Origin of the sequence: Haloterrigena alkaliphila (genome assembly GCF_017352155.2) — an archaeon.
Classification (GTDB): domain Archaea; phylum Halobacteriota; class Halobacteria; order Halobacteriales; family Natrialbaceae; genus Haloterrigena; species Haloterrigena alkaliphila.
Genome location: NZ_CP071462.1, coordinates 1,189,358 through 1,213,377, shown reverse-complemented (window position 1 = coordinate 1,213,377; position 24,020 = coordinate 1,189,358). Strand labels below are relative to the sequence as shown.

21 protein-coding genes are annotated in these 24,020 nt (G+C 67.0%); 9 read left to right on the top strand and 12 right to left on the bottom strand.

The window, feature by feature from the left end:
- Positions 1-122: 122 nt before the first annotated feature.
- Both J0X25_RS24755 and J0X25_RS24750 read right to left on the bottom strand, forming a co-directional pair.
- A complete protein-coding gene (locus J0X25_RS24755) occupies positions 123-1,748 on the bottom strand; it encodes a tryptophan--tRNA ligase (RefSeq protein WP_207290211.1) in 1,626 nt (541 codons plus the stop codon).
- 81 nt (positions 1,749-1,829) lie between these two features.
- Entirely contained in the window at positions 1,830-2,267 is a 438-nt protein-coding gene (locus tag J0X25_RS24750; protein ID WP_207290210.1) for a helix-turn-helix domain-containing protein, read from the bottom strand.
- A 127-nt stretch (positions 2,268-2,394) separates the two neighbouring features.
- On the opposite strand from J0X25_RS24750, the gene J0X25_RS24745 reads away from it, so the two are divergent.
- From J0X25_RS24745 to J0X25_RS24735, 3 genes are all read left to right on the top strand, one after another.
- Positions 2,395-3,000: a DUF8170 family protein gene (locus tag J0X25_RS24745; RefSeq protein ID WP_207290209.1), complete on the top strand. Its 606-nt coding sequence runs from the start codon at positions 2,395-2,397 to the stop codon at positions 2,998-3,000.
- A gap of 114 nt (positions 3,001-3,114) precedes the next feature.
- Entirely contained in the window at positions 3,115-3,516 is a 402-nt protein-coding gene (locus J0X25_RS24740; RefSeq protein ID WP_207290208.1) for a methylated-DNA--[protein]-cysteine S-methyltransferase, read from the top strand.
- 57 nt (positions 3,517-3,573) lie between these two features.
- On the top strand, positions 3,574-4,503 hold the full coding sequence (locus J0X25_RS24735) for an ornithine cyclodeaminase family protein (RefSeq protein ID WP_207290207.1): 930 nt from the start codon (positions 3,574-3,576) through the stop codon (positions 4,501-4,503).
- A 272-nt stretch (positions 4,504-4,775) separates the two neighbouring features.
- On the opposite strand, the gene J0X25_RS24730 is transcribed toward J0X25_RS24735, so the two are convergent.
- The 7 genes from J0X25_RS24730 to J0X25_RS24700 form a co-directional block, all read right to left on the bottom strand.
- On the bottom strand, positions 4,776-5,927 hold the full coding sequence (locus J0X25_RS24730; RefSeq protein ID WP_207290206.1) for an FtsZ/tubulin family protein: 1,152 nt from the start codon (positions 5,925-5,927) through the stop codon (positions 4,776-4,778).
- A gap of 88 nt (positions 5,928-6,015) precedes the next feature.
- Complete coding sequence (endA, locus tag J0X25_RS24725) at positions 6,016-7,071, bottom strand: tRNA-intron lyase (RefSeq protein ID WP_207290205.1); 1,056 nt, start codon at positions 7,069-7,071, stop codon at positions 6,016-6,018.
- Between the two features lie 271 nt (positions 7,072-7,342).
- Positions 7,343-8,119: a DUF91 domain-containing protein gene (locus J0X25_RS24720; RefSeq protein WP_207290204.1), complete on the bottom strand. Its 777-nt coding sequence runs from the start codon at positions 8,117-8,119 to the stop codon at positions 7,343-7,345.
- 191 nt (positions 8,120-8,310) lie between these two features.
- Entirely contained in the window at positions 8,311-9,027 is a 717-nt protein-coding gene (locus J0X25_RS24715) for a hypothetical protein (protein WP_225896736.1), read from the bottom strand.
- Between the two features lie 180 nt (positions 9,028-9,207).
- Complete coding sequence (locus J0X25_RS24710; RefSeq protein WP_207290203.1) at positions 9,208-10,377, bottom strand: DUF7345 domain-containing protein; 1,170 nt, start codon at positions 10,375-10,377, stop codon at positions 9,208-9,210.
- 282 nt (positions 10,378-10,659) lie between these two features.
- Positions 10,660-11,262, bottom strand: coding sequence for a hypothetical protein (locus J0X25_RS24705; RefSeq protein WP_207290202.1), 603 nt, complete (start codon positions 11,260-11,262; stop codon positions 10,660-10,662).
- Positions 11,263-11,721: 459 nt separating this feature from the next.
- Positions 11,722-12,378 (bottom strand): TlpA family protein disulfide reductase, encoded by a 657-nt coding sequence (locus J0X25_RS24700; RefSeq protein WP_207290201.1) that lies wholly within the window; start codon positions 12,376-12,378, stop codon positions 11,722-11,724.
- A 358-nt stretch (positions 12,379-12,736) separates the two neighbouring features.
- Between J0X25_RS24700 and J0X25_RS24695 the strand changes: the two genes are divergently transcribed.
- A complete protein-coding gene (locus J0X25_RS24695) occupies positions 12,737-13,330 on the top strand; it encodes a DJ-1/PfpI family protein (protein WP_207290859.1) in 594 nt (197 codons plus the stop codon).
- 345 nt (positions 13,331-13,675) lie between these two features.
- Positions 13,676-14,326 (top strand): HAD family hydrolase, encoded by a 651-nt coding sequence (locus J0X25_RS24690; protein ID WP_207290200.1) that lies wholly within the window; start codon positions 13,676-13,678, stop codon positions 14,324-14,326.
- A gap of 583 nt (positions 14,327-14,909) precedes the next feature.
- On the opposite strand, the gene J0X25_RS24685 is transcribed toward J0X25_RS24690, so the two are convergent.
- The 3 genes from J0X25_RS24685 to J0X25_RS24675 form a co-directional block, all read right to left on the bottom strand.
- Positions 14,910-17,267 carry a DEAD/DEAH box helicase gene (locus J0X25_RS24685; protein ID WP_207290199.1) on the bottom strand — a complete coding sequence of 786 codons (2,358 nt, stop codon included), beginning with the start codon at positions 17,265-17,267 and terminating at the stop codon, positions 14,910-14,912.
- A 53-nt stretch (positions 17,268-17,320) separates the two neighbouring features.
- On the bottom strand, positions 17,321-17,917 hold the full coding sequence (locus tag J0X25_RS24680; protein ID WP_207290198.1) for a DUF7978 family protein: 597 nt from the start codon (positions 17,915-17,917) through the stop codon (positions 17,321-17,323).
- Between the two features lie 295 nt (positions 17,918-18,212).
- Complete coding sequence (locus J0X25_RS24675; protein WP_207290197.1) at positions 18,213-18,728, bottom strand: PH domain-containing protein; 516 nt, start codon at positions 18,726-18,728, stop codon at positions 18,213-18,215.
- 194 nt (positions 18,729-18,922) lie between these two features.
- Here J0X25_RS24675 and lipA point away from each other — a divergent pair, with 194 nt between their 5' ends.
- From lipA to J0X25_RS24655, 4 genes are all read left to right on the top strand, one after another.
- Positions 18,923-19,885, top strand: a complete 963-nt coding sequence (gene lipA, locus J0X25_RS24670; RefSeq protein ID WP_207290196.1) for a lipoyl synthase — start codon at positions 18,923-18,925, stop codon at positions 19,883-19,885.
- Between the two features lie 267 nt (positions 19,886-20,152).
- On the top strand, positions 20,153-21,280 hold the full coding sequence (gene pdhA, locus J0X25_RS24665) for a pyruvate dehydrogenase (acetyl-transferring) E1 component subunit alpha (RefSeq protein ID WP_207290195.1): 1,128 nt from the start codon (positions 20,153-20,155) through the stop codon (positions 21,278-21,280).
- 4 nt (positions 21,281-21,284) lie between these two features.
- Positions 21,285-22,307, top strand: a complete 1,023-nt coding sequence (locus tag J0X25_RS24660) for an alpha-ketoacid dehydrogenase subunit beta (protein WP_207290194.1) — start codon at positions 21,285-21,287, stop codon at positions 22,305-22,307.
- 1 nt (position 22,308) lies between these two features.
- Positions 22,309-24,015, top strand: a complete 1,707-nt coding sequence (locus J0X25_RS24655; protein WP_207290193.1) for a dihydrolipoamide acetyltransferase family protein — start codon at positions 22,309-22,311, stop codon at positions 24,013-24,015.
- Positions 24,016-24,020: the final 5 nt, after the last annotated feature.

The window sequence follows — 24,020 nt, the reverse complement described above, 5'->3', positions numbered from 1 at the left end:
GTGGTTGATCGAATTGGTAACGTTGCACGCGAACGTGACTGAGTACCAAGTAGGAGCCTGTTACATGACGGTGGATCGAGACGAGGGGACCAACCAGCGTTCGAAACGGAAAATCGAACCCGCTAGCGACGTCGCGGCGACTCGAGTTCGATGTCGGCTGCCTCGAGTAACTCCGCGACCTCCTCGCGTTTCTCCTGGTGGTCCTCGAGGAACTCCCGCATGAGCTGGGCGGCCTGCTCCTTGCAGTCGCCACAGAGCCGCTCCCCGCCGGTACACTCGTCGTAGACGCGCTTGGCGAACTCGTCGTCGTCGCCGGCCAGCAGGTAGGCGTAGAGTTCGTAGACGGGACACTCGTCGGCTTTCCCGCCTTTCTCGCGGTGTTCCTCCGCAGTCTCGCGGCCGCCGGTCGAGGCTGCCTTCACCTTGTCGTAGCCGTCTTCGGGGTCGTCCAGCAGCGAGATGTGGCTGGCGGGGATCGAGGAGGACATCTTCCCGCCCGTCAACCCGGTCATGAACCGGTGGTAGATCGACGACGGCGGCTGGAACCCGTAGCCGCCGTTGTCGACCTCGATCTCGCGGGCGAGTTCCTCGGCCGCGGCGCGGTCCAGTTCGAAGGCGTCGACGTGATTCTCGTAGACCCGCTTCTCGCCCTCGACGGCCTCGATCAGGGCGTCGAAGGCCTCGTCGGTCGCGCGCCGGTCGAAAAAGCGGGTGCGGGGCCGGATCGGTTCCATGCCGGCCTCCTGAAGTTTCGTCAGCACGGAGCTCAGCGTATCGGCGCCGACCTCGAGTTCCGAGAGCGGCGTCTCCTCGAGCGCCTCGGCGACGTGGACGCAGCGCAGGGTGTCGTCGTCGAACTCGGCGGGGTCGAGCCGGTCGTAGAAGTCGGCCACGAGCGCTCGTTCCTCGTCCTCGAGTTCGAAACTGGCGTACGCTTCGCTCACCTTGAAAAATCGCATCCGTTCGGCCAGATCCCGGGCCAGCCGGACGTGGGGGTCCTGATCGGGGCCGACGGGGATCACGGTGGGCTTTGGCTCCTCGAGTTGCGGGTAGAGTATGTCGGCCATCTGGGTGACGACCGACTGCATGTGGGAGACGTCGGTCTCGCCGTCGAAGCCGTAGATCGCCTGAAACTCCGAGAAGTTCGCCTCCGCGCCGAGTTCGAACGCCAGATCCTGCAGTTCGCGGTTCGCCGACTGACGGTAGAGCTCGCCCTCTTCGAGGTCGAAGCCGAGCGCGAGCAGCGAGAGCAGGTAGTCCCGGGCGTGTTCGTCGATCTCGTCCCAACTCATCCCGCGGGCCGAGTTGGCCTCGAGGTCGGCGATCAGCGCGTAGGCGTCCGCCCCCTGCTGCTGGTGCCAGATGATCTCGTCGAAGACCAGCTTGTGGCCGATGTGGGGGTCGCCGGTGGGCATGAACCCCGAGAGGACGGCCGCGGGCTCGTCGTTCTGGAGCGCTCGAGCGACCGGCCGGTAGTCCCGGTGGCCGAAGATGACGCCCCGGCGCATCAGGTAGTGGGGGTTGGGTACCTCCTCGAGCACCTCGTCGAACTCCTCGATGCCGAACTCCTCGAAGAGTTTGCGGTAGTCGGAGACGCTCGAGGAGCCCCAGGGATCCAGCGCGACGTCGTCGGCACCGGCAGCACCGCCGTCGGAACGGAGTTCCGACTGTGGCGCTGCGGTTTCGTCACCTCCATCGGTCAACGGTTCCCCTGACTCGGACTCCTCGAGCGGGTCGTCTCCGGTCATTACTGGTTTGTTTCGCTCGCCGTCGCGCAAAAGCCTTCGGCTTCGCCGTTCGAGAGGCGATTGACGGCGGACGCCGCCGGATCAGGCGTCGGGACGTGGCATCGATTCGATCTCTCGAATTCGGGCTGTCTTCTCGACGGCCCGGTACTGGCGTTGCCACGCCTCCTCCGGGAACAGGCCGTTGCGATCGAACAGGTCACGGGCCGCGTCGGTGATCTCGTAGAATTTGTAGGGGTAGTCCCGAAGCCGCTCGCCGGGTTCGAATTCGCGCTCTCGGACGACGCCGACCTCGGTCAGCGTATTGAGGTGCCGACGGATGGCGTCGTCACTGAGGGGCGGATTCATGTAGTCCAACTCCTCGACGCTCGGCATCCCCGTCGGATGCCCGACGATATCAGCGAGGAGGTCTGCCCGTTTCTTGTCAGTCGCCTTCTGGAGTGCTCGCCACGTATCGAACTCAGCGTCGGTGGCGCGGTGAGTCCCATGGGATGGGACAGCTACCGGTGTCTCCGGCCTCATATGTCTTCGTTAGGGAGCCATCATCATAAACACTCGCATTCAAATGAGGTTAGTAGCACAAATAGTACCATGATTAATTGAACGGAGAACGTACAATTGATATCGGTTCCGACACGACGGCTGAATGATGGACGCCGACGACGAGCGCTTCGACGCTCCCGAAACCGATGGGAGCGCTATTCCGGCTGAGGACGAACTGATAGCCGAACTCGAGACGGTAAGCCTCTCCCCGAGCGAACACCAGCGGATCAAGGACCTGCTGAACGGCGAACAGATGGACCGTATCAAGGGCCACGATCGGCGATATCTGGTAGTCGGTGCGGGCGGTGAGACTGGGGCCGCAACGCGACGCGAGATCGTCTACGACCTGCTCGATACACGAACCGACCCTCCGTCAGTCGCTATGCAACTGGAGGACTTCGGACTCACGCCAGCGGAAATCCGCCTCTGGACCCGCGTGTTCGATATTCTCTGCGGGCGGGCGACACACGTCGTCGGCGTTATCGAGGATTTCGATGGTGGCTACGTCTGGGAACTGGGGCTGTTGTTTGCCCCGTCCTATCGGAGCAAGGTCTGGGTGTTGAAACGTCGATATCCTGACGAAGCGACCGAGCGTGAACGGTACGCCAACGGAATGGCCGCCTCACACGTCGAGGTCCTCCTGACCGGTGACCGATCCCACGAATGGGTCGACACCGACGAACTTCGGAGCGTTGTCGACGAAATCCCGTGACCCGAGGGTTGCGAACGACTCTGATGATCGCCTTTGACGGTGGTTACGGAAGCATTTCGTAGTGATACGGCCGGATGCGTAGAGTGAAGCACAGCGGCGACGAAGTCGCTGCAAATGCAAGTTCCGGTATTCGGCCGCGACCGCGAGATCGACGCCTCGAGGATCGACGCGGACCCCGCAACGATCCGCGAGCAGGTTCGGGAGTACGAGGACGGAGTCCGAACGGAATTCGACCTCGAGATCGACTATCCGGACGACTTCACGGGCGCCGTCATGCGAGCGATGGCGCGAATTCCGCCGGGTGAGACGCGAACCTACGGTGATCTCGCGGCCGAACTCGAGACGGCCCCCGTCGCGGTCGGGCAAGCCTGTGGCCGCAATCCGATCCCCGTCATCGTTCCCTGCCATCGGGTCGTCGGGCGCGATTCGCTCACCGGCTACATGGGCGGGCTGGACCTGAAACGGCAGTTGCTCGAGCACGAGGGCGCGGCGATTCCGGGCGACCCCGAGGCGTAGTTCGGTTCGCTCGAGCGTTCCTCGAACCGTTATTACCGTCCCGTCCGATGTCCGTGTATGGTCGATTTCCCGATTCTCACCGACGGCGACGTTTACTCGCGGTTCGACTACGAGACGGTCGTCGACGCCATGCGCGACGCGTTCGCCGAACGGGCCGCCGGAACGCTCGAGGCGCCCCCGCGCTGGCGGGTCGACGCCGGCGCGGGCGACCTCGTCTTCACCGCCGGCGCCGCGACGGGGCCGACGAACGCCGCCGGGTTCCGGGTCTACGGGACCCATCCGGGCGCTGCCGACGGTCAGACGGAACTGGTGACGGTCTTCGACGCGACCGCCGGCGGCCTCGAGGGCCTGCTCGTCGGCCACGCGATCGGCGGCCTCCGGACGGGGGGCATCGGCGGGGTCGCGATCGATTGCCTCGCGCGCGAGGACAGCGAGACCCTCGGAATTCTGGGATCGGGGTTTCAGGCGCGTGCGCAGGTCGGCGCGGCCTGTGCGGCCCGCGACTTCGCGGCGGTGCTGGTCTACAGTCCGACCCCGGAAAGCCGCGAATCGTTCGTCAAAACCGCCGACGAGGACGTCGAACCGCCGGTCCGCGCGGTCGACGATCCGGAACCGGTCGTCCGCGGAGCCGACGCGCTCGTCTGTGCGACGAACAGCACCGACCCCGTGTTCGACCCCGACTGGCTCGAGGCCGGGACCCACATCACGACCATCGGGCCGCGATTCCGGGACGCTCACGAACTCCCCCTCGCGGTCGTCGACCGCGCCGACGCCATCGCGACCGACTCGATCCCGCAGGTCGACGCCTACGACCGCGAGTATCTCGTTTCCGGCGACGACTACGAACGAATGGTCGAACTGGCGGACGTGCTCGACGATCCGCAACTGGGTCGGACGGACGAAACCGACGTCACGCTGTTTTGCTCCGTCGGACTCGCGGGGACGGAAGTCGTGCTCGGGAAACGGTTCCTCGAGCAATTCGCGTAACTGTAAATGGAGGGATCGTTCACCAGGGCTACCGACGTCTCGCGGCGTCCCCGTCACCCGGTGTGCGGTGGCGCGCGCTGGCGGCCGCCCGAACGACAGTGAGGGTGGCCGCCGGTCATGCGCGAGGGATGAGCGAACGAGCGACGCGAGAGAGCGAATCGGCTGGGGAGGGTGTGGCGATTCTTCGTTGCCACGAGAGCAGACCACGCCCGTTCGCCTTCAGTCCCATCGATCCACGCGTTTCGTCCTTCCGTGCGATCGTTCGTTCGATCTCACGCGGTCCGATCGGCGGCGGCACGCAGTTCCTCGAGTCGGTCCGATTCGACCCCGGCGAGCACGACCGCGGCGAATACCGTCTCGCCGTCGGGACGCGGCGCGTCGCCGCCGAGTACGCCGTTGCCGCCGACGGTCGACTGGAGCACTCCCCGGCCCTCGGCGATCGCCCGCCGGTTGAGCCACGCCGGCGGCCCGCCGACGATCAACAGCCCGCGGTCGGCCGACTCGGGCTCGCACTCGAGGGAGAGCTTGCCGCGAATCCCCTTCCGAACGACGGTCTCGACGGCGCTGACCGCTTCGCTCGTCTCGACGTCCGGCTCCGAGGGGATGAGTCCGAGGCCAAATCGGGAACCGCTCGTTTCGACCGTCTGGTCGCCGTAGCCCAATGCGACGATCGCCGACTCGTTGCCGACGATTCGCTCGACGTCGCTCGCGTCGATCACGTTCTGGGCCACGGGGCCGTCCGATTCTCCGCCGCCGGCGAAGACGGCCGTCACGCGCCGCGCCAGTTCCCGATTGCACCGATCGCGTGCGTCGGTGATCGTCTCGCCCGGCCGGAGCCACGCCTCGTTGTCGAAACAGACGATCGCGCTCGCCAGTCCGTCGAGTCGCTCGAGCGTGGCGACCGCGTTCGCCGCCGCGTTCGGTCGCGGCGGCCCGCTGGACGCGGCGGTCGGACTCGCGGTCGCCCCCGAGTGTGGACCGGTGTCCCCCGCGTCGGCGTCGGGATCGAACTCCCGGTCGGCCGGCAGCGTCGCGAGGACGTAGACCGGAGCGTCGTCCCGCCGTTGCAATGCGGCGACGAGCGCGGGGGCCACGCCGCCGCCGGTCACGCCCCCGAGGCCCACCGCGACGAGGCGGGCGTCGGCCGCCGTCGACGATTCGCGCTCGACTGCCTCGAGGAGTTCGCCGGCGTGACTCTCGCCGAGTTCGAACCGGCGCTCGAGGTCGTCCGCGGCGTCGAGGCCGGTCCCCTGGCCGTACCGGTGGCGGTGTGACTCGGGAACGACCGTCCGTTTCAGGTCCGACTCGTCGGTGTCGAACGCGAAGACGTCCGTGAGAAACGCGTGGTCGGCCGGCTCCGCGGCCCGGATCGCGTCGGCGATCCGACAGCCCGCGCCGCCGACGCCGATCACCTCGAGTTGCATGACCGGAATACTCGTCCGATGGGTTTTCACGTTTCCGCTCGCTCGAGTCGACGGTCTCGAGTCCGCTCCCGGTAGCTGCGCGGCGCGTTCAGGGCGTCAATCGCTCGAGCGACCACCAGTCGACGCCGCCGGACTCGCCGACCAGCGCGAACACCATCGTCTTGCGGACGCCGTGGGCCAGCCGCACGTCGAGCGCGAGGTCTCGCGGCTCGAAGACGTAGCCGGCCGGATGTACCCGGACCAGCAGTTCGGAGTGGCCGAGGTTCTCGACGGACTCGACGTCGGCGTAGGTCCGGAAGTCGGCGCCGAACTTGTACCCCGTCTTGGGGACGACGTCGCGCTCGCGCAGGGTGGTGTAGACCGTCAGCCGGCGGTCGAACCGTTCGCCCTCGACCGACCGGCCCCGCTCGCGAACCGTCTCCGGATCGAGGTCGATCGCCCCGCGCGCTGCCAGGTAGGCCGCCTCGAGCAGCGAACACTGGAGCGTCGGCCGCTCGTACTCCCGCCCCTCGAGCGGCTGGCCGTAGAAGGCCGACTCGTAGAGGTCCAGCGGGGGCTCCCAGACGACGACCCGGTCGGCCAACAGATCGGCCTCGCAGCGGTCGGGCAGCGAGGCCTCTGAGGTCCCCGACGGCTCCCGCCGAGAGACGTCGAAGTACGTGATATCGCTCTCCTCGTCGACCACCGCCAGAACGCCGTCGGCGAGTTCGTCGGCGGGGATATCGGTCCGCTCGCCGATCACTCGCAGCGCGTACTCGACCTCGCCGTCGCCCGGTCCCTTCCCGCGCGGGAAGACCGCGAAATCGGCCTCGCCGCCGGGCGGATCGGCCAGCCACGGCTCCGCGGCCGGCGACAGGTAGAACCCCCGCGACCGCAGGTCGGCGTAGACGAGAAACCGCACGCCGAACTTTCGGCCCGGCTCGCGGGCCACGAACGTCCGGAAATCGAGCCGCTCGCCCCCGTCGTCGACGACCGCCTCGAGGTCCCCGCGGAAGAGCAGGTGGGCCGCCTCGACCGGCGCGAGCGCGATCTCGTTCCCCTCGAGCGGGTAGCCGTAGCCCCGCGAATCGTGGTAGCGCTGGCGCGCGTCGTCGCCCACGCGAACGACGCCCGCCGCTTCGTCGAACCGCCCCTCGAGTCCCATAGCCGGGGTTTGTCGGTCCGGGATTAAGTGGCTGCGGATCGATTCCTCTTCTCGACTGCTACTCGAGTGGCTACATCCGATTCGAACACCTCGAAAGCCCCTGACCCCGTCCGGTCGCAGGACTCGCTGTGGTCCTCGCCTCACTCCGTTCGGCTGCGGTCCTTGCGTCGTCCGGCTTCCCGGACGGGGACAGCCCCTTTCAGTCCCACCCACCGCACGCCGGTTGGTCGGGCGGCTGTCGCCGGTGGGAATTCGCTCTGTCGGGAGGATGTTAGTCGTCGGCCGCGGAGTCGGCCTCGAGCGCCCTCGCTAGCCCTTTTTGGCACGTGGCGTCGAGGCAGCGCGTTCCGCTGGCGGTCTCGAACGTGGGGAGGCCGCAGCCGCACTCGCCGTCGACGACGCCGGCGGGGACGGCGAAGCCGGTGTCGCAGTCGGGGTAGTGCTCGCAGCCGGCGATGAGGCCGCCCCGGCGGAGGATCCGGAGGTCGCCGTCGCAGTCGGGTTCGGGACAGTCCCACTCGCGGTCGAAGGCCTCGCGGACCGCCGCGTCGAGGGACTCGCAGGCCCGGTCGAGGCAGACGTTGAAGGCGAGACCGCGCTCGACGCGCATTCTGGGGAGGCCGCAGTCGCAGTCGCACTGCTCGTCGCGGATCGTGGCGTCGGCGGGCACGCCGTAGCGCTCTCCGCAGCCGACGCAGTGGACGCCGCTCGAGCGCACGAGGGCGGCGCCGCAGTCGGGACACCGCCCGACGGGCGTCCCCGCGGCGGAGGTGGGATAGCTGGCGAACCCGTCCCGGTCGTGGGCGGCGATCCGCAGCGTCTGGGTGTCCTTCTTCGCGACGAGCGTGAAGTCGTTCGCACGATCGCTCGAGACGCTGTCGGCGCGGGTGAGCCACGCGACCGGCTGGTAGCCGTCGGCGTCGTGGACCAGCACGGTGTTGTCGGGCTTGACGATGGTCGTCACCCGACCGCGGTACTCCTCCCGGTCGGCGCTCTCGGCGATGACGGTGCAGTCGCCCGCGAGCACGCGGATCGAATCGTCGATCATGGGCGGTCTGGCCGCGTTCTGGTACTTAAACTCGCGGACGAACGGCCGCCTGTCGTCGTGCGTTCAGTGCTCAAAAACACGTTCTCGGCGGTTCCGGCCGCGGTATCGACCGTCACGTACGCGTCGACTACGACTATTCACTTGCCCACGGTACCGAACACCATCGAACGGCTGCACGACTGCGGTCGCTCTCAGCTATCGTTCGATTCTCCGCCCGTCTCGTTTCCGTTTTCGAGATCCCGTTCGTCGCTGAGACCTCGTTCGTCGGACCGATTCGCGCCGGGGACGTCGGTCGGAGCGCCAGGCCCGCGGTCGGTACTCGCCGGCCGCCCGACGTCGTCGCCGGCGATCGAGCGAGCGATCGACGCGGTGTTCGGCCCGCCGAGTTCACCGGCGCGGTCTCGCAGCGTTCGGATCGACTCGCGGTCGATCCCGCGCTCGGCCAGCTCGGCCGACAGTCCGACCGCGCCCCGTTCGGCTACCGTCGCCTGTCGCTCGATCGCGCGCATCTCGGCGACGATCGTCGCGACCTTCGCCCGGTACCGCCCGTCGCTGAGGTCGCCGGCCTCGCGGGACTCGTTCAACGTCTCGAGCCTGTCCTCGAGTTTCGCCAGTCGCGTCTCGCTCTCCTCGACGTGCGTCGCGATGACGGCCGCTTTTGACTCGTTCGTCTCGGCGTTCGAGATCCTGGCGCCGAGGGCGCGTTCCGAGACGTCGCCCTCGATTTCGGCGTTCTGGACGCCGACGGCGGCGGCGAACCGTTCGCCGGGTGCGATCGACTCGTTGCCACCGTCAGCGGGATTGTTCTGGGTACTGCCGCTCGAGACGACGCTCGCCGCAGCGAGGGGGGCTGCGACCGTCGCGACGAGGAGGACCGCTGCCAGTGCGATCGATGTGGTTCGATTCATTGGTGTTCGTTGTCTTCGGGTGGTGATATACTCGTGAGACGATGCCTTGGGTTCTCCGACGGTTAACGCCATTCAACGCCGTTTTCGATCCGCCGCCGTCCGTCGATTTCGACCGATTTCGGCCGATCCGTTCGGCCGCCCGCTTGGTACCCGACTCGACGTGGTCGGTCGTCCCAGCCGTCATTCGACACCGTCACTTCCGGCCTCCGTTCCGGCCTCGTTCGTGCCAGTCTCGTTCGTGCCAGTCTCGTCCGTCTCGGGGAGCGAGAGCACGTTCTCGCGGCCGAGTCGGAACGACTCGAGTTTTCCGTCCTCGCGGAGTCCGCTGACCACCTTGCTGGTCTTCGCGTCGGTCCACTCGAGTTCCTCGACGACTGCCTGCTGTTTCATCCGGCCGCCGCGGTCCCTGACGAGTCGGAGGACCTGTTCCTCGTTGCTGAGGAGTTCCATATCCGGCCGATCGGTACCGCCCGTCGCCGCCGATTCGTCGGTCGTCGACGCTGCGACGGGGCCGGAATCCGTGACGGAATCGGGGTCGGAACCCGTACCGGAATCGCGCCCCGAGTCCTCGTCACCGTCGGCCGCTCGCTCCGCCGTCGACGCGCGGTTTCGGTACCACCACGCGCCGGCGGCGAGGCCGATCGCGACGACTGCGGCTCCGGCGAACATCGCCGTGCTGAGTCCGCTTTCGGCGGCGGTAACGACGACTCGGGGCTCGCCGGAGACGAAGTCGGTCTCGCCGCCCCGCCAGATCACCGCGCGGTCGCGTTCGTCGTCCGGATCGGGCGCGACGGACGTTCGCTCGTACCCCTCCGGCCACTCGATCAGCAGCCGCGTTCCGTCGTCGAGGAAGATTCCCTCGAGGGCGTCGCCGGCGCGGAGTTCGTCGCCATCGACGGCCGCGAACCCGTGCCAGCGGAACGTGTACCTGACGACGCCGTACTCCCGCGCGAGCGACTGGCGCTCGGTACTCGCGTCGAACCCGTCGGCGGCCATCTCCCGGCCCGTCGCCTCGCTCGCCGTCGCGACCGTCTCGTTCATCCGGTCGGCGAACGACTGCGTGTGGTTTTCCGGCTCGTCCCGGATGTCAGCCTGCAGCGACTCGAACGCCGTCGTGCTCTCCTCGTCGTCGAGCCGGATCCAGAACTCGAGGGTCCACTCCGCGGTCCCGTTGGACCGGAGCGCGAGGTCCATCCGGACTTCGTCGGCGTCTATTTGATCCTGCTGGAGCGTCAGCGGGCTCGGCTGTGGCCGTTCGGTACCCGGAGCACCGGTGATGGCGACGGCCGGTCCCGTTCCGACGAGGAGTACCGCGACGACCACGAGCGCAACGCCGGCGCGACCGTTCATACCGGTCGATGCCTGTGCCATCGCTTAAAGTACTCGAAAGGTGGCGTTTCGCGTCAACCGTCGAACTAACGCGGACCGTCCGCTTGCGGCACGCTCTCGGACCGGTGATCGACTCGAGAAACGCGGATTCGGAGCGACAGTGGCGTCAACGGGGGTGAGTGGAGGGGTTCCATTGCGCGTCAGCAGGAGCGTGTGGGGGTGTCGCGGAGGGTCAGCAGGAGCGTGTGGGGGTGCGGTGAAGCGTCAGCGGGGAGGTGATCCGTGGATCAGGAACGCACCTGTTTATTCGTCGCTGTCCTCCGATTCGGTCTCGTCGTCGGACTGCTCAGTCTCGTCTTCGTCCGATTCGTCGGTATCGTCGCCGTCGGTGTCGTCATCGACGTCGTCAGCATCGTCGCTGTCAGCGTCGTTAGCGTCGTCCTCGTCTGCCTCATCGGTGTCGTCGCTCTCGTTTTCGTCCGATTCGTCGGCTTCGTCGCTGTCAGAGTCGTCGGCCTCGTCTTCCTCGATCTCGTCAGCGTCCTCGTCGTCCGGGGTGACCTCGCTGATCGCCTCGCCGAGCGGGTTCTCGAGGGCACCGTTCAGGAACGACGAGATCACGTCGTGAATCGCGGAGACGTGTTCGGGCACCTGGGCGGGGAGCTCGCCGTTCGGACCCTGTCCGTTCCGCTCGTCTGCGGCGCCGGCAGCGGACTCGTTCTCGCTTCGATCCGCCTGTTCGTTCGCGTGTCGTTCGTCGGTCGAGTGTCGTTCGTCGGTACTGTTCGCGTTTGCGTTTGCGTCCGCATCCAGGGACACGGATGCGTTGCCGGGTGCTGCAGCGACGAACCCGGTTGCGACGATCAGTACTGCGAAGACGGCTGCGATGAGCGTTGTTCGTTTCATAGCTCGCATCTCCCTCTGGGTCGCCGGATCGACTTGAAGGGGGACGCTCGTCAACGCGGTTTTCGAGCATTTGAAGCCGTTTACCGGACGTTTTCTTCGGTTTGGTCGCCATTTGAGACCGATCGAACCGGGCTGCGACCACGACAGCAGTGGTGCAGCGGAACTGCCGGGTGTGTCGGGCGCGCGCGACAGCGCATAGACGAACTGGCCGCGGACGGGGCCGACGGAGACCGAACTGGGCCGACGGAGACCGAACTGGGCCGACGGAGACCGAACTGGGCCGACGGAGACCGAACTGGGCCGACGGAGACCGAACTGGGCCGACGGAGACCGAACTGGGCCGACGGCGGAGTGTCTGAGAGGAACCACCGCCGTCGCCCCTCTCACCGTCAGTTTCCACTTGTACAGAACTGATTCCCGAAATAGTGTGCACGTGAGCGGTCTCGCGGAGCGGTCGCGTTACCGCTCGTTCGCTGCCGCGGCGACGGCTTCGGTCTCGTTCCCCGAAGCCGACGCAGACTCGTTTCCGGCCGTCGACTCGCCGGCGTCATCGTCGGATTCCTCGAGCGCCCGTTCGACGCCCTCGACCATGTTGCCCGCCGTAGTGCCGCCCCTGTCGCGCCAGTGAACCTCGCCGGTGTCGTCGACGGCGACCGTCGTGGGGGTTCCGGTGACGTCGTAGTGATCGAACAGGGCGCCCGGTTCGTCGATGCCGACGGTCCAGTGGCCGTCCTGTTCGATCCAGAAGTCGGTCAGTTCGCTCGGCGACGGCTGTGGCCCCGCACTCCCGTTGACGACGGTCATGACGAGGACCTCCTCGTCGGGGCCGACGTCGTGAGCGTCCGCGAGCCGATCGCGAGCCTCGCCGACGTACGAGAGCATCCCCCGGCTGGTCGGACAGGTGGTCCGAATGAAGTTGATCAGTTGCACCTGTCCGTCGGTCGGGACGCTGACGGTCCCGGCCTCGCTGCCCGGCGCGTCGACGGTGGTGACCTCGAACGGCGGTCCGGACTGGTCGGACTCGGCGTCATCGTCGTCGTTCGGCTCGTCGTCGTTGAGACAGCCGGCACCAGCCGCCAGTACCGCCGTCCCCGCGATAAGCGCTCGTCGTTTCATGTCGGTAACCCACGGCCGGCAGTCGTCGGGACGTGCCGTTGATTCGAACTTACCGCGGACGCAGGTGTTTGTTTCGTCTCGTCGTCTCGAGCATCTCGAGGACGAGGTGGCGATGCTGAAGCGGGCGCTGCGATCGAACGGCGACGGCGCCGGTGCCGGCGACGGCGCCGGTGACGGACCCGAGAACGATGCCGGCGAGTGGTTCGTCGGCGGCGCCAACGGCGCGGTGTTCGACGCGCTGCTCGAGACCACGCGAGAGAACATCTATCGGGGCTGCGCGAGTCGCTCGCGGGGTGCGTCCCTCGATCCGTTCCGTTTCGGCGCAACGCGTTTATCCCGCGACGGCGAGGATCGTAACATGGCCGATACCACCGCCGAAATCGTGCTGTTCGACGGCTTCGACGAACTGGACGCGATCGGACCGTACGAAGTGTTCGAGAACGCTGCCCTGGCCGGCGCCGACCTCGAGACGACTCTGGTGACGCTCGAGGAGACGGACATGGTCACCGCGAGCCACGACCTGCGCGTGGAGTCCCAGGGAACGCTCGGCCAGCCCGACATCCTGCTCGTTCCCGGCGGCGGCTGGACGAGCGCCAACGAGGGCGTCCGAGCGGTCGTCGAGGACGGCGAGTTACCAGACCGGGTCGACGAGTGTTACACCGAGGGCGCGACGGTTGCGTCGGTCTGTACCGGCGCGATGGTGCTGGCCGAAGCGGCTCTGCTCGAGGGTCGGCCGGCGGCCACCCATCAGGTCGCGGAGGAGGACCTCGAGGCCCACGCGGCGAACGTGGTCGACGAGCGGGTCGTCGACGACGGCGACGTGCTGACGTCGGGCGGCGTGACGGCGGGGCTCGATCTGGCCCTGTGGCTGGTCGAGCGGGAGTTCGGCGAGGACGTCTCGAGCGCGGTCAGCGAGGAGATGGAGTACGAACGCGGCGAAGTGTTCGGGTAATCTCGTTCGATCTGGAAACCGTCGACGGTATCGCTCTCGTCCCGAGTGAGTCTGTGAGATGCGTCTCTCGTTTCGACCGAGTACGGAACGCGTTCTGCTATCGTGGCAACAGGGGATCGCCACGCCCTCCCCAGCCGATTCGCTCACTCCCGGGGGTCGTTCGCTCATCCCTCGCGCATCGTCGGCGACGCCCCCTCGCAGTGCTCGGGTGCGACGCCAGCGCGCGCCACCGCACGTGAGGCGGCCAGTACGCTGTCGGATGTCACTCCACTGTCGTCGCTGGAACCGCGAATCCGATTGCTCCTTGCCAAACGGCTATCCGTGACGGCCGGGTAGCCGGCCCACATGAACGCAGTGCTGTTCGACATGGACGGCGTCCTCGTGGACAGCGAGGACTACTGGGTCGAGTTCGAGCGCGAGGACCTCTTTCCCGACGCGGTTCCGGACGACGACGTGGACCTCGCCGAGACGAGCGGCATGAACTTCCGCGAGATCTACGACTACCTCGAGGCCGAGTACGGAACCGCCATCTCCCGCGAGGAGTGGGAGGACCGCTTCGGCGAGGCCGCCGAGGAGATCTACACCGAGCGCGTCGAGTTGCTCGACGGCCTCCCCGACCTCCTCGCGGAACTCGACGAGCGCGGGATCACCACCGCGGTCGTCTCCTCCTCGCCCCACGAGTGGATCGACCTGGTCCTCGAGCGCTTCGACCTCGAGGGCGAGTTCGATCGCGTGATCAGCGCCGACGACATCGAGGCGGCGAGCAAGCCGGCGCCGGACGTCTTCGAGTACGCGACCGACGAAGTGGGGGTTCCCGCCGAGGACTGCGTGGTCGTCGAGGACTCCGAAAACGGAATCGAGGCGGGGGCCCGCGCCGGGACGGTCGTCGTCGCCTACCGGATCGCCGCCCACGGCGACATCGATCGTTCGTCGGCCGACGAGGTCGTCGACTCGCCCGCGGAGCTTCGAGAGACGGTGCTCGAGTTAGCCGACTGATCGCCGCGGAGCGTTGCCGACGCACCGTCAGTGATTGGCGACACTCCCGAGCCTGACTTCTACTGGTACTCCCTTCGGGAATCGGCTCTAGTTTCCGATGAATTACCATAAATCCTATAATAGGGCCACCGCATCAGTTAGATATGGTTCGGAATCCTGACGGGCGATGTCTCGAATGCGGTGAGAGAACGTTTTCTCGGCTGGATGGTTCTGAGTGGTGTCCGAACTGCGATCAGCGTCGATCCATGGACTACGCCGATCGATAGGGGAATCGGCTCTCGCTTCGTCGTCTTGTCGAATCTCCAATATCACGCACTCTGATCCTGTAGCGTCCTCTTTCAAGCCGTTCGAGATCGTGTCGGGAATCGTTGTCTCTCGAGTGTCGGGAAGCGATGCAAACGACGACGTCGCCGTCGGCGAAAATTTGCTCCGATAGTGGTGGTCGATAGGTAGTACCTGTATTCGAGGAGAACCCGAACACGTCGATATAACCATTCTGAACCTCGAATACGGTCATATAATACTATCGACAACTAGCCACGATTCATGAGATGCGTCGTGTTGCAGCCGGTTGTGAAATCGATCAGACGACATCGACCGTCCGACTCGCTTCGATCGGCACCAGCGGCTCCTCGGGGAAGGCGACGCTGACGGTGTACTCAAGGACGTCTGCGTCGGCGCCGAAGACGCCGACCGGAACGGTGTCCGTATCGCGCAGGTAGCTGTTCGTGCTGGTCATTTCGACTCCGTTGACGGCCACCCGAATGCCGGCCCGCGCGGGTTCGCCGACGTTGCGGATCGTCACCTCGCACACTTCGTTCTCGCCGGTCGCGATCGACTCGGGGAAGTCGCCCCAGTCGATCTCGATAGCGGGCAGCGACTGGGCGCCCTCGTAGACGCGCTCGGCGACGCCCTCCGAGAGGCCGGCGTCGACCAGTCCCGTAACGCCGGCCCGGACGACGTCGCCGGGGGTCGACAGCCCGCCTTTCGCGAGTTTGCTCGTCCGGCCGGGGCCGACGCCGTCGATGGCCGTCAGCCCGACCGCGTCCTCGGCGACGCCGTTCTCGATCCGGGCCTCGACTCGCTGTGCGAGGTTCGCCGCATGCGGGCCGACGAACCGGTCGAGGAACGCGCCCAGCGCCGAGAGCAGTCGCGTCGCGTTGCGCCGGATCACCCAGGCGTCGCTGGCCAGCTCCGAGGGGGTCGAGCCGTCGGCGGCCCCCCGAAGGATCGCCAGCACCTTCCGCTGGCCCGCCTCGAGGTCATCCGTCTCCTGGCCGACCAGCACGGCGTCGATCGCGTCCCGCTCGGACTGGCGGGACGACACCGAGTCGAACTCCTCGGCGGTCGCGACCGTCCGGAGGAGGTCGTCGGTCTCGAGGTCCTCGCCGTCCGCGGCGCGGTCACAGAGCGCGGCGAACCGGGCGGCCGTCTCGAGGCGCAGGTAGTACTTCGAGGCGAGCACGCCCCGCGGCGTCGCCTCGATCGAGAGGTCTTCCGCGCCCATCTCGACGAAGCCGCGCTCGACGAGGTCCTCGAGGCAGTCCCGGACGCGCCGGCGCAGGTTCGGGAAGTCGTACTCCTCCGGCTTCGACTGGCCGCGGACGTAGTAGAAGGTGGTCTCGAGCCAGTCCATCACCTCCTCTAAATCGGTGATGGTCCCCATCGCGATCTCGGCGTTGAGGTGGGTCTCCAAGGTCTCCGCGAGGCGGGACTCGATCTCCTTGCCGTCGCGCAGCAGTTTCCGGTACTTGTCCGCGTCCGCGCCGTCGCAGACGACCCAGCCGTAGCCGACGTCGTCGTAGCCCGGGCGGCCCGCGCGGCCGAGCATCTGGAGGACGTCGAGGGGACTCATGTCGACCTCGCCCTCGAGGGGGTCGTGGATCTTCGTATCCCGGATCACGACGCAGCGGGCGGGGAGGTTGACCCCCCAGGCCAGCGTCGACGTCGAGAAGAGGAGTTCGACGTGGCCCGCCTTGAACCACTCCTCGACGAGGTCGCGGTCGTTCTTCGAGAGCCCCGCGTGGTGGAAGGCGACGCCGTCCAGTACGGAGTTACGGAGGGTGTCGTTCTCGAGTTTCTTCGATTCCGTATGAAAATCGTAGTCGCCGCGGGCGCCCATCGGGATATCGCGCTCGGCGATCTCGTCTCGGGCCTTCTTGGCCGCCTGCACGGTGTCCTGCCGGGAGGAGACGAAGACGAGCGCCTGCCCGTCCTCCCGGAGGTGGGGTTCCGCGAGATCCAGCGCGCGGTAGAGTCGACGGTACTTGTCCGCGAAGGCGTTGTCGCCGTGCGTGTAGGTCTTGACGCCCGATTTGAGATCGACGGGTCGGTACTCGTCGCCGAACTCGAAGGTGGTCTCCGCGGGCGCGTCGAGCCAGTCGGCCACGTCGTCGACGTTGGGCATCGTCGCCGAGAGGGCGATGACGCGGGGATCACAGAGCCGCCGGAGGCGGGAGATCGTGACCTCGAGGACCGAGCCCCGCCGATCGGCGTCCAGCAGGTGGACCTCGTCGATGACGCAGACGTCGACGTCGGTGACGAAGTCGTATCGTCGAGAATCGTGTTTTCGCGTCGCCGAGTCGAGTTTCTCGGGGGTCATCACGAGAATGTCGGCGCGTCGCGCGCGGCGCGGGTTCAGGTCCCGCTCGCCGGTGACGACGTACACCGAGTAATCCAGGTCCTCGAAGCGGTCCCAGTCGTCTTCCTTCTCGTTCGTCAGGGCCCGCAGCGGCGCGATAAAGAGCGCGGTGCCGCCGTCGGCGAGCGCCTTGCAGATCGCCAGTTCCGCGAGGGCGGTCTTGCCCGAGGCCGTCGGGGCGCTCGCGACCACGTTTTCCTCGGACTCGAGCAGTGCTGGCAGTGCCTCGCGTTGCATCCGGTTGAACTCCTCGAAGGCGAAGGCGTCGGCGAATTCGGGGAGAACCTCGGCGACCTCCATCACACGGTAACGGGAAGCGGCGGGTCAAAGGCGTTTCCTTCGAGTCGCCGAACCTACCGCTCGGCGAACAGGAGTGCCAGCGCCGCCCCGGTCGGGGCGAACACCAGCGGGTAGAGGATACCGCCGAGGAGGACGGCGGGGGCCAGTTCCGGGGCCATCGATCCGCTCAGGCCGATGCCGAAGAACGACCCCTCGGCGCCGGTCTCGGCGACGACCGCGCCGATCCCCATCACGACCGCGTAGCCGATCGCCACCGGCGCGCCGACCGCGACGGCCTCGCCGAAATCGGCCGCGTGCAGGCGGCGCGCCAGCAGCGCGCCCGCGGCGAGGAGCGCGAGCGGCGGGACGACGTACAGCAGGCCGGCGTTCGTCGCACTCGACTCCGCGATGAGGTTCATCGTGTCCGTACCGCCGAACGAGCCGACCGATCCGCTCACCTCGATATCGACCAGATGCGCGTTGTAGAAGTACCAGGCGACGCCCTTCCACGTGGCGACGTCGCCGTCGAAGGCCTCCCGCACGTCGCTCCCGATCAGCAGGTACGTCAGGAGGTAGCCGACCGCGGCCGCGAGGACGCCCAGTCCCGCGCTCGCGGCGATACTCGAGCGTCGCGGTGTCGTTCCGTCGGATACCGTCGGCTGTCGACTCATTGTATCGACTCCGGAAGCGGTTTGATATTATGGGTTTTGTGGTTCGACTCTCTCGATCAGTGATCGGCAACGATGCTCGAGCGTCGCCGTCCGAGTCGCAGTCACGTACCGTCGCTCGAGTCCCATCGTCGGCGGTACCACGCGAAAGATCTGCGAGACCCCCTGATCTCGCACTGGTCGCGCCTCGCCGGCAGCGCGCGCTACCGCACGCTGGTTGCACCGTCCCGACGAGGTGTTCGAACGCCGGCCCGACCTCGAGGAAACGGCTCCTCGTCGCTGCCCGACGCCTGCTCAGTCAGACCGCCGACTTTTCGGCCGTCGTCTCCTCGAGCTGGTCGCTCAACAGCTTCGAGGCGCGTTCGGGTTCGGAGACGTGCTCGAAGACGAGTTCCGGTTCGCCGGAGCCGGCGGTGTAGACGGTCAGGTCGCCGTAGCCGAGCACGCGCCCGGCGACGCTCTGGCTGAGACTGATGTTCTGGACGCGGTCGAGGCGAAACTGGGTGACGTCTCGCGAGACGACGCCGTACTTCTTGTAGAGCTCGTCGGTCGTGATCACGTAGCGCGTGTTCGTCCAGACGAGGTAGCGGGCGCCCGCCAGGGCCGTGCCGGCGACCGCTACGACGACGCCGACGATAGTCAGGAGGCCGACGCCGTCGGTCCCCGTCGAGCCGGCGAGGACGAGTCCAACGAGCGCGAGCGCGACGCCGACCAGCAACCGCGACCCCATCGAGATCGGATGGGGACGGCTCTCCCAGACGATGTCCTCGTCGTCGCTGATGTGGAACCAGTCGGGCGTCGTGCTGAACGCCATTGCTCGCCGGTATTCCGTTCGATCCCGTAAAGCTATGGGTCCGCTGCGGGACGCGGACTCGAGACCCGGACGCTCGTCTCGTCGCTCGAGGGGCGATCTCGACCGGGCAGTTTCCGGATCTCGGGCAGCCCCCGCGGCCCGCGGCACCCGCTCGAGTGCCACAGTTTTTCACGGGTCGCCGCTAGAGGACGTGTATGAGCAGCGCACGCAAGCCCGACTGGCTGAAGAGCCGTCCGCCGTCGGGCCGGGAGTTCGCCGGCATTCGGGAGACGCTGCGCGAGCGGAACCTGCACACCGTCTGCGAGGAGGCCAACTGTCCCAATTTGGGTGAATGCTGGTCCGGGGGCGCCGGGACGGGAGAGAGCGAGGGTGGGACGGCCACGTTCATGCTGATGGGGGACCGCTGCTCTCGAGCCTGTAACTTCTGTGACGTCGAGACCGGCGGGATGGAGCCGCTCGATCCCGACGAACCCGCGAACGTCGCCGACGCGATCGCCGAGATCGGGCTGGACTACGTGGTCCTGACGAGCGTCGACCGGGACGACCTGCCCGATCAGGGTGCGGGCCACTTCGCGGAGACGATCCGCGAGATCAAAGAGCGCCATCCGGGCATCCTCGTCGAGGTCCTGATTCCCGACTTTCAGGGCGAAGAGCGGCTCGTGCGGAAGATCATCGACGCCGACCCGGACGTGATCGCCCACAACGTCGAGACCGTCGAGCGCCTGCAGTTTCCCGTCCGAGATCGGCGGGCCGGCTACGAACAGAGCCTCTCGGTGCTCGAGCAGGTCGATCGCGAGTCCGACATCTACACGAAAACGTCGATCATGCTCGGCCACGGGGAGTACGACCACGAGGTCTATCAGACGCTGGCCGACTGCCGCGAGCGCGGCGTCGACGTCGTTACGCTCGGACAGTATCTCCGTCCCTCGATGGATCACCTCGAGGTGCGCCGCTACGACCACCCGGACAAGTACGAGACGTGGCGTCGGGTCGCCGAGGAGGAGTTGGGCTTCCTCTACTGCGCCAGCGGGCCGATGGTGCGCTCGTCGTACAAGGCCGGCGAACTGTTCGTCGACGCCGTGTTGCGCGAGGGCAAGACCGTCGCGGAGGCGCGGGAACGGGCGCGCGACTCGAGTCCGCAGCGAACCGAATCCTGACCCGCGAGCGGACGTAAATCCTTGCTAATTGGTGCCATGTCTCCCACTTTTGAACTGGCTTTTCGTCCAGTCTCCCGCCTTCCTTTCGATCACAATTGGGCGAACGGGCTGAAATGTCGGTATCAGTAGAATATAGTCCAAACGTGGCGGATGACGGCCGAAAATTCTGAATCGGGCAGGCAAGAATCTCGAGTATAGTAAAATATTTTGGGAAACTCCTTTATCCCGAGCGATAGTTCGTACGGGTATGTACAGGTGGGTCTCTCCGTGAGTACGATACAGCGCGACCCCCGGGAACGAGTGCAGGTGCTCGACGAGGACGGTCGGGTCCTCGAGGGCGCCACGGTCCCCGACCTGAGCGACGAGTCGCTCGTCGAGATGTACGAGCAGATGCGGCTGGTTCGCCACTTCGACGAGCGGGCGGTGAGCCTCCAGCGACAGGGGCGAATGGGCACCTATCCGCCGCTGTCGGGCCAGGAAGGGTCTCAGATCGGCAGCGCCCACGCGCTCGCCGAGGAGGACTGGGTCTTCCCCAGCTACCGCGAGCACGGCGTCGGCCTCGTTCGCGGGATGAGCCTCGAGCGAACGCTGCTCTACTGGATGGGTCACGAGCAGGGCAACTACATTCCGGAGGACGTCAACATGTTCTCCGTCGCGGTGCCAATCGCGACCCAGATCCCCCACGCGACCGGTGCCGCGTGGGCCTCGAAACTCAAGGGCGAGGAGAAGGCCTTCATGTGTTACTTCGGCGACGGCGCGACGTCGGAAGGAGACTTCCACGAGGGGCTGAACTTCGCCGGCGTCTTCGACACGCCGAACGTCTTCTTCTGTAACAACAACCAGTGGGCCATCTCGGTGCCTCGAGAGCGCCAGACGGCCAGCGCCACGCTGGCCCAGAAGGCCGAGGCCTACGGCTTCGAGGGCGTGCAGGTCGACGGGATGGATCCGCTGGCCGTCTACAAGGTCACGAAGGAAGCCGTCGAGAAGGCCAAGCAGCCGGAGGCGGTCGCGGACGATTCGCCCGGCCGCGCGACGCGGCCCACGCTCATCGAGGCGGTCCAGTACCGGTTCGGCGCCCACACCACCGCCGACGACCCCACCGTCTACCGGGACGACGAGGAGGTCGAACGCTGGAAGGCGAAGGACCCCATCCCGCGACTCGAGGCGTACCTCCGCCGCGAGGGCATCCTCGACGACGAGCGCGTCGACGCGATCGAGTCCCGCGTGCGGGAGGACGTCGCCGACGCCGTCGACGCCGCGGAGTCGATCGAACGCCCGGATCCCGAGGAGATCTTCGCGCACGTCTACGAGGGGATGCCCCGGCGCCTGGAACGGCAACTCGAGTACTTCGAATCGATTCGCGACCGACACGGCGACGACGCGCTCCTGGAGTGATACCATGGCAGCAGAGACCGGAACTCAATCGGCATCGGACGTATCGGAGACGGAGAACCTCACGCTGGTACAGGCGGTCCGGGACGGTCTGTACACCGAGATGCAACGCGACGACGACGTCGTCGTCATGGGCGAGGACGTCGGGAAGAACGGCGGCGTCTTCCGCGCGACGGAAGGGCTGTACGACGAGTTCGGCGAGAACCGGGTGATCGACACCCCGCTGGCCGAATCGGGCATCGTCGGCACGGCGATCGGGATGGCCGCCTACGGGATGCGCCCGGTCCCCGAAATCCAGTTCCTCGGCTTCATCTACCCCGCGTTCGACCAGATCGTCTCGCACGCCGCGCGCCTGCGGACGCGCTCGCGCGGACGATTCACCTGCCCGATGGTCATCCGCGCGCCCTACGGCGGCGGCATCCGGGCGCCCGAGCACCACTCCGAGTCGTCGGAAGCGATGTTCGTCCACCAGCCGGGGCTCAAGGTCGTCATCCCGTCGACGCCCTACGACGCGAAGGGGCTCCTCGCGAGCGCGATCCGCTCGCCGGATCCCGTGATCTTCCTCGAGCCGAAACTCATCTACCGGGCGTTCCGCGAGGACGTCCCCACGGAGTCGTACGAGGTCCCCCTCGGCGAGGCGGCGGTCCGCCGCGAAGGCAGCGACATCTCGGTCTACACGTGGGGTGCGATGACCCGGCCGACGCTCGAGGCCGCCGAGAATCTCGCCGAGGAGGGGATCGACGCCGAGGTGGTCGACCTGCGGACGCTGTCGCCGTTAGACGAGGAGACGATCGTCGAGTCATTTAAAAAGACCGGGCGGGCCGCGGTCGTCCACGAGGCCCCCAAGACGGGCGGACTGGGCGCCGAGATCGCGTCGACCCTGCAGGAGGAAGCACTGCTGTATCAGGAGGCGCCGGTGGAACGCATCACGGGATTCGACACGCCGTTCCCGCTGTACGCGCTCGAGGACTACTACCTGCCCGAGCCGGCGCGCATCGAGGACGGCGTTCGCAACGCGGTGGAGTTCTAACATGGTCAGAGAATTCGAACTACCGGACGTCGGCGAAGGAGTCGCGGAGGGCGAACTGGTGTCGTGGCTGGTCGCGGAGGGCGACCCGGTCTCCGAGGACCAGCCCGTCGCGGAGGTCGAGACCGACAAAGCCCTCGTGGAGGTTCCCGCGCCGGTCGACGGTACGGTCCGCGAGTTACACGTCGAGGAGGGCGAGGTCGTCCCTGTCGGGACGGTCATTATTTCCTTCGACGTAGAGGGAGAAGAGTCGGAGCAAACGACCGACGAGGAACAGGAGCGAGCGAGCGAGCCGGCAGGCGTCGACGCGCCCGAGGAGGCGACGTCGGCCGAACCTGCGGCCGAGGGTGATGCCGACGCCGGCGAACCGGCCGGCAGCCCCGAAGCGATCGGCGCCGAAAACGAGGAAACCGCGACGCCGCAGGATCGCGTTTTCGCACCCCCGCGCGTTCGAAAGCTGGCCCGCGAGGAGGGGATCGACCTCTCGAGCATCCCGGGCAGCGGTCCCGGCGGCCGAATCACGGCCGCCGACGTGCGGGCCGCGGCGGGTGGCGATTCCGCCGGCGCACAGGCACAGGCGTCCGCGGCGTCGGCGGGAGACGCCGAATCCGCCACTGCGACCGGCGACTCGAGCGACACCGAGACCGAAGCCGACGCCGGCGGGGCGGAGGTCGAAACGGCGGCCTCGAGCGGGCAGCAGTCGGCCGGCGGTAGTTCGCAACAGCGGTCCGGAACCGGCAGTCCGACACAGGCTCAGGTTGACTCGGCTGACCGCGAGAAGACCCTCGCCGCACCCGCGACCCGGCGGATTGCCGAGGAGGAGGGGATCGATCTCGACGCCGTGCCTACCGACGAGGAGCGCGACGGCGAGGCGTTCGTGACGCCCGAGGCGGTCCGCGAGTACGCAGAGGCCCAGAAGAAAGCGCAAGAGGCCGACCGGGAGGCCGTCGAGGCTGGCGAACCAGTCGGGACGAAGGGGACCGACTTCGCCCCCGGCGAGCGCGAGCGCCGCGAACCGTTCAAAGGAGTCCGCAAGCGGATCGCCGAGGCGATGGTCGAGTCGAAGTTCAGCGCGCCCCACGTCTCCCACCACGACGACGCCGACGTCACCGACCTCGTCGAGGCCCGCGAGGAACTCAAACCGCGCGCCGAGGACCGGGGCATCCGGTTGACCTACATGCCCTTCATCATGAAGGCCGTGATCGCGGGGCTCAAGGAGTATCCGGAGATGAACGCGGTCATCGACGAGGCGAACGACGAGATCGTCTACCGCGACTACTACAACATGGGGATCGCCACGGCGACCGACGTCGGCCTGATGGTGCCGGTTCTCGAGAACGCCGACGAGAAGGGGCTGCTCCAGTTGGCCTCCGAGATGAACGAACTCGTCCAGAAGGCCCGCGAGCGCACGATCAGCCCCGACGAACTGCAGGGGTCGACGTTCACCATCACCAACATCGGCGGCATCGGCGGCGAGTACGCCACGCCGATCATCAACTACCCCGAGGCGGGGATCCTCGCGATCGGCGAGATCAACCGCAAACCGCGCGTCGTCACCGACGAAAACGGCGCGGAATCGATCGAACCGCGCTCGGTCATGACCATCTCGGCGTCGTTCGACCACCGGCTGATCGACGGCGCGGTGGCCGCCGGCTTCGTCAATACGGTGATCGAATACCTCGAGAACCCACACCTACTATTGCTCGAGTGATCGCC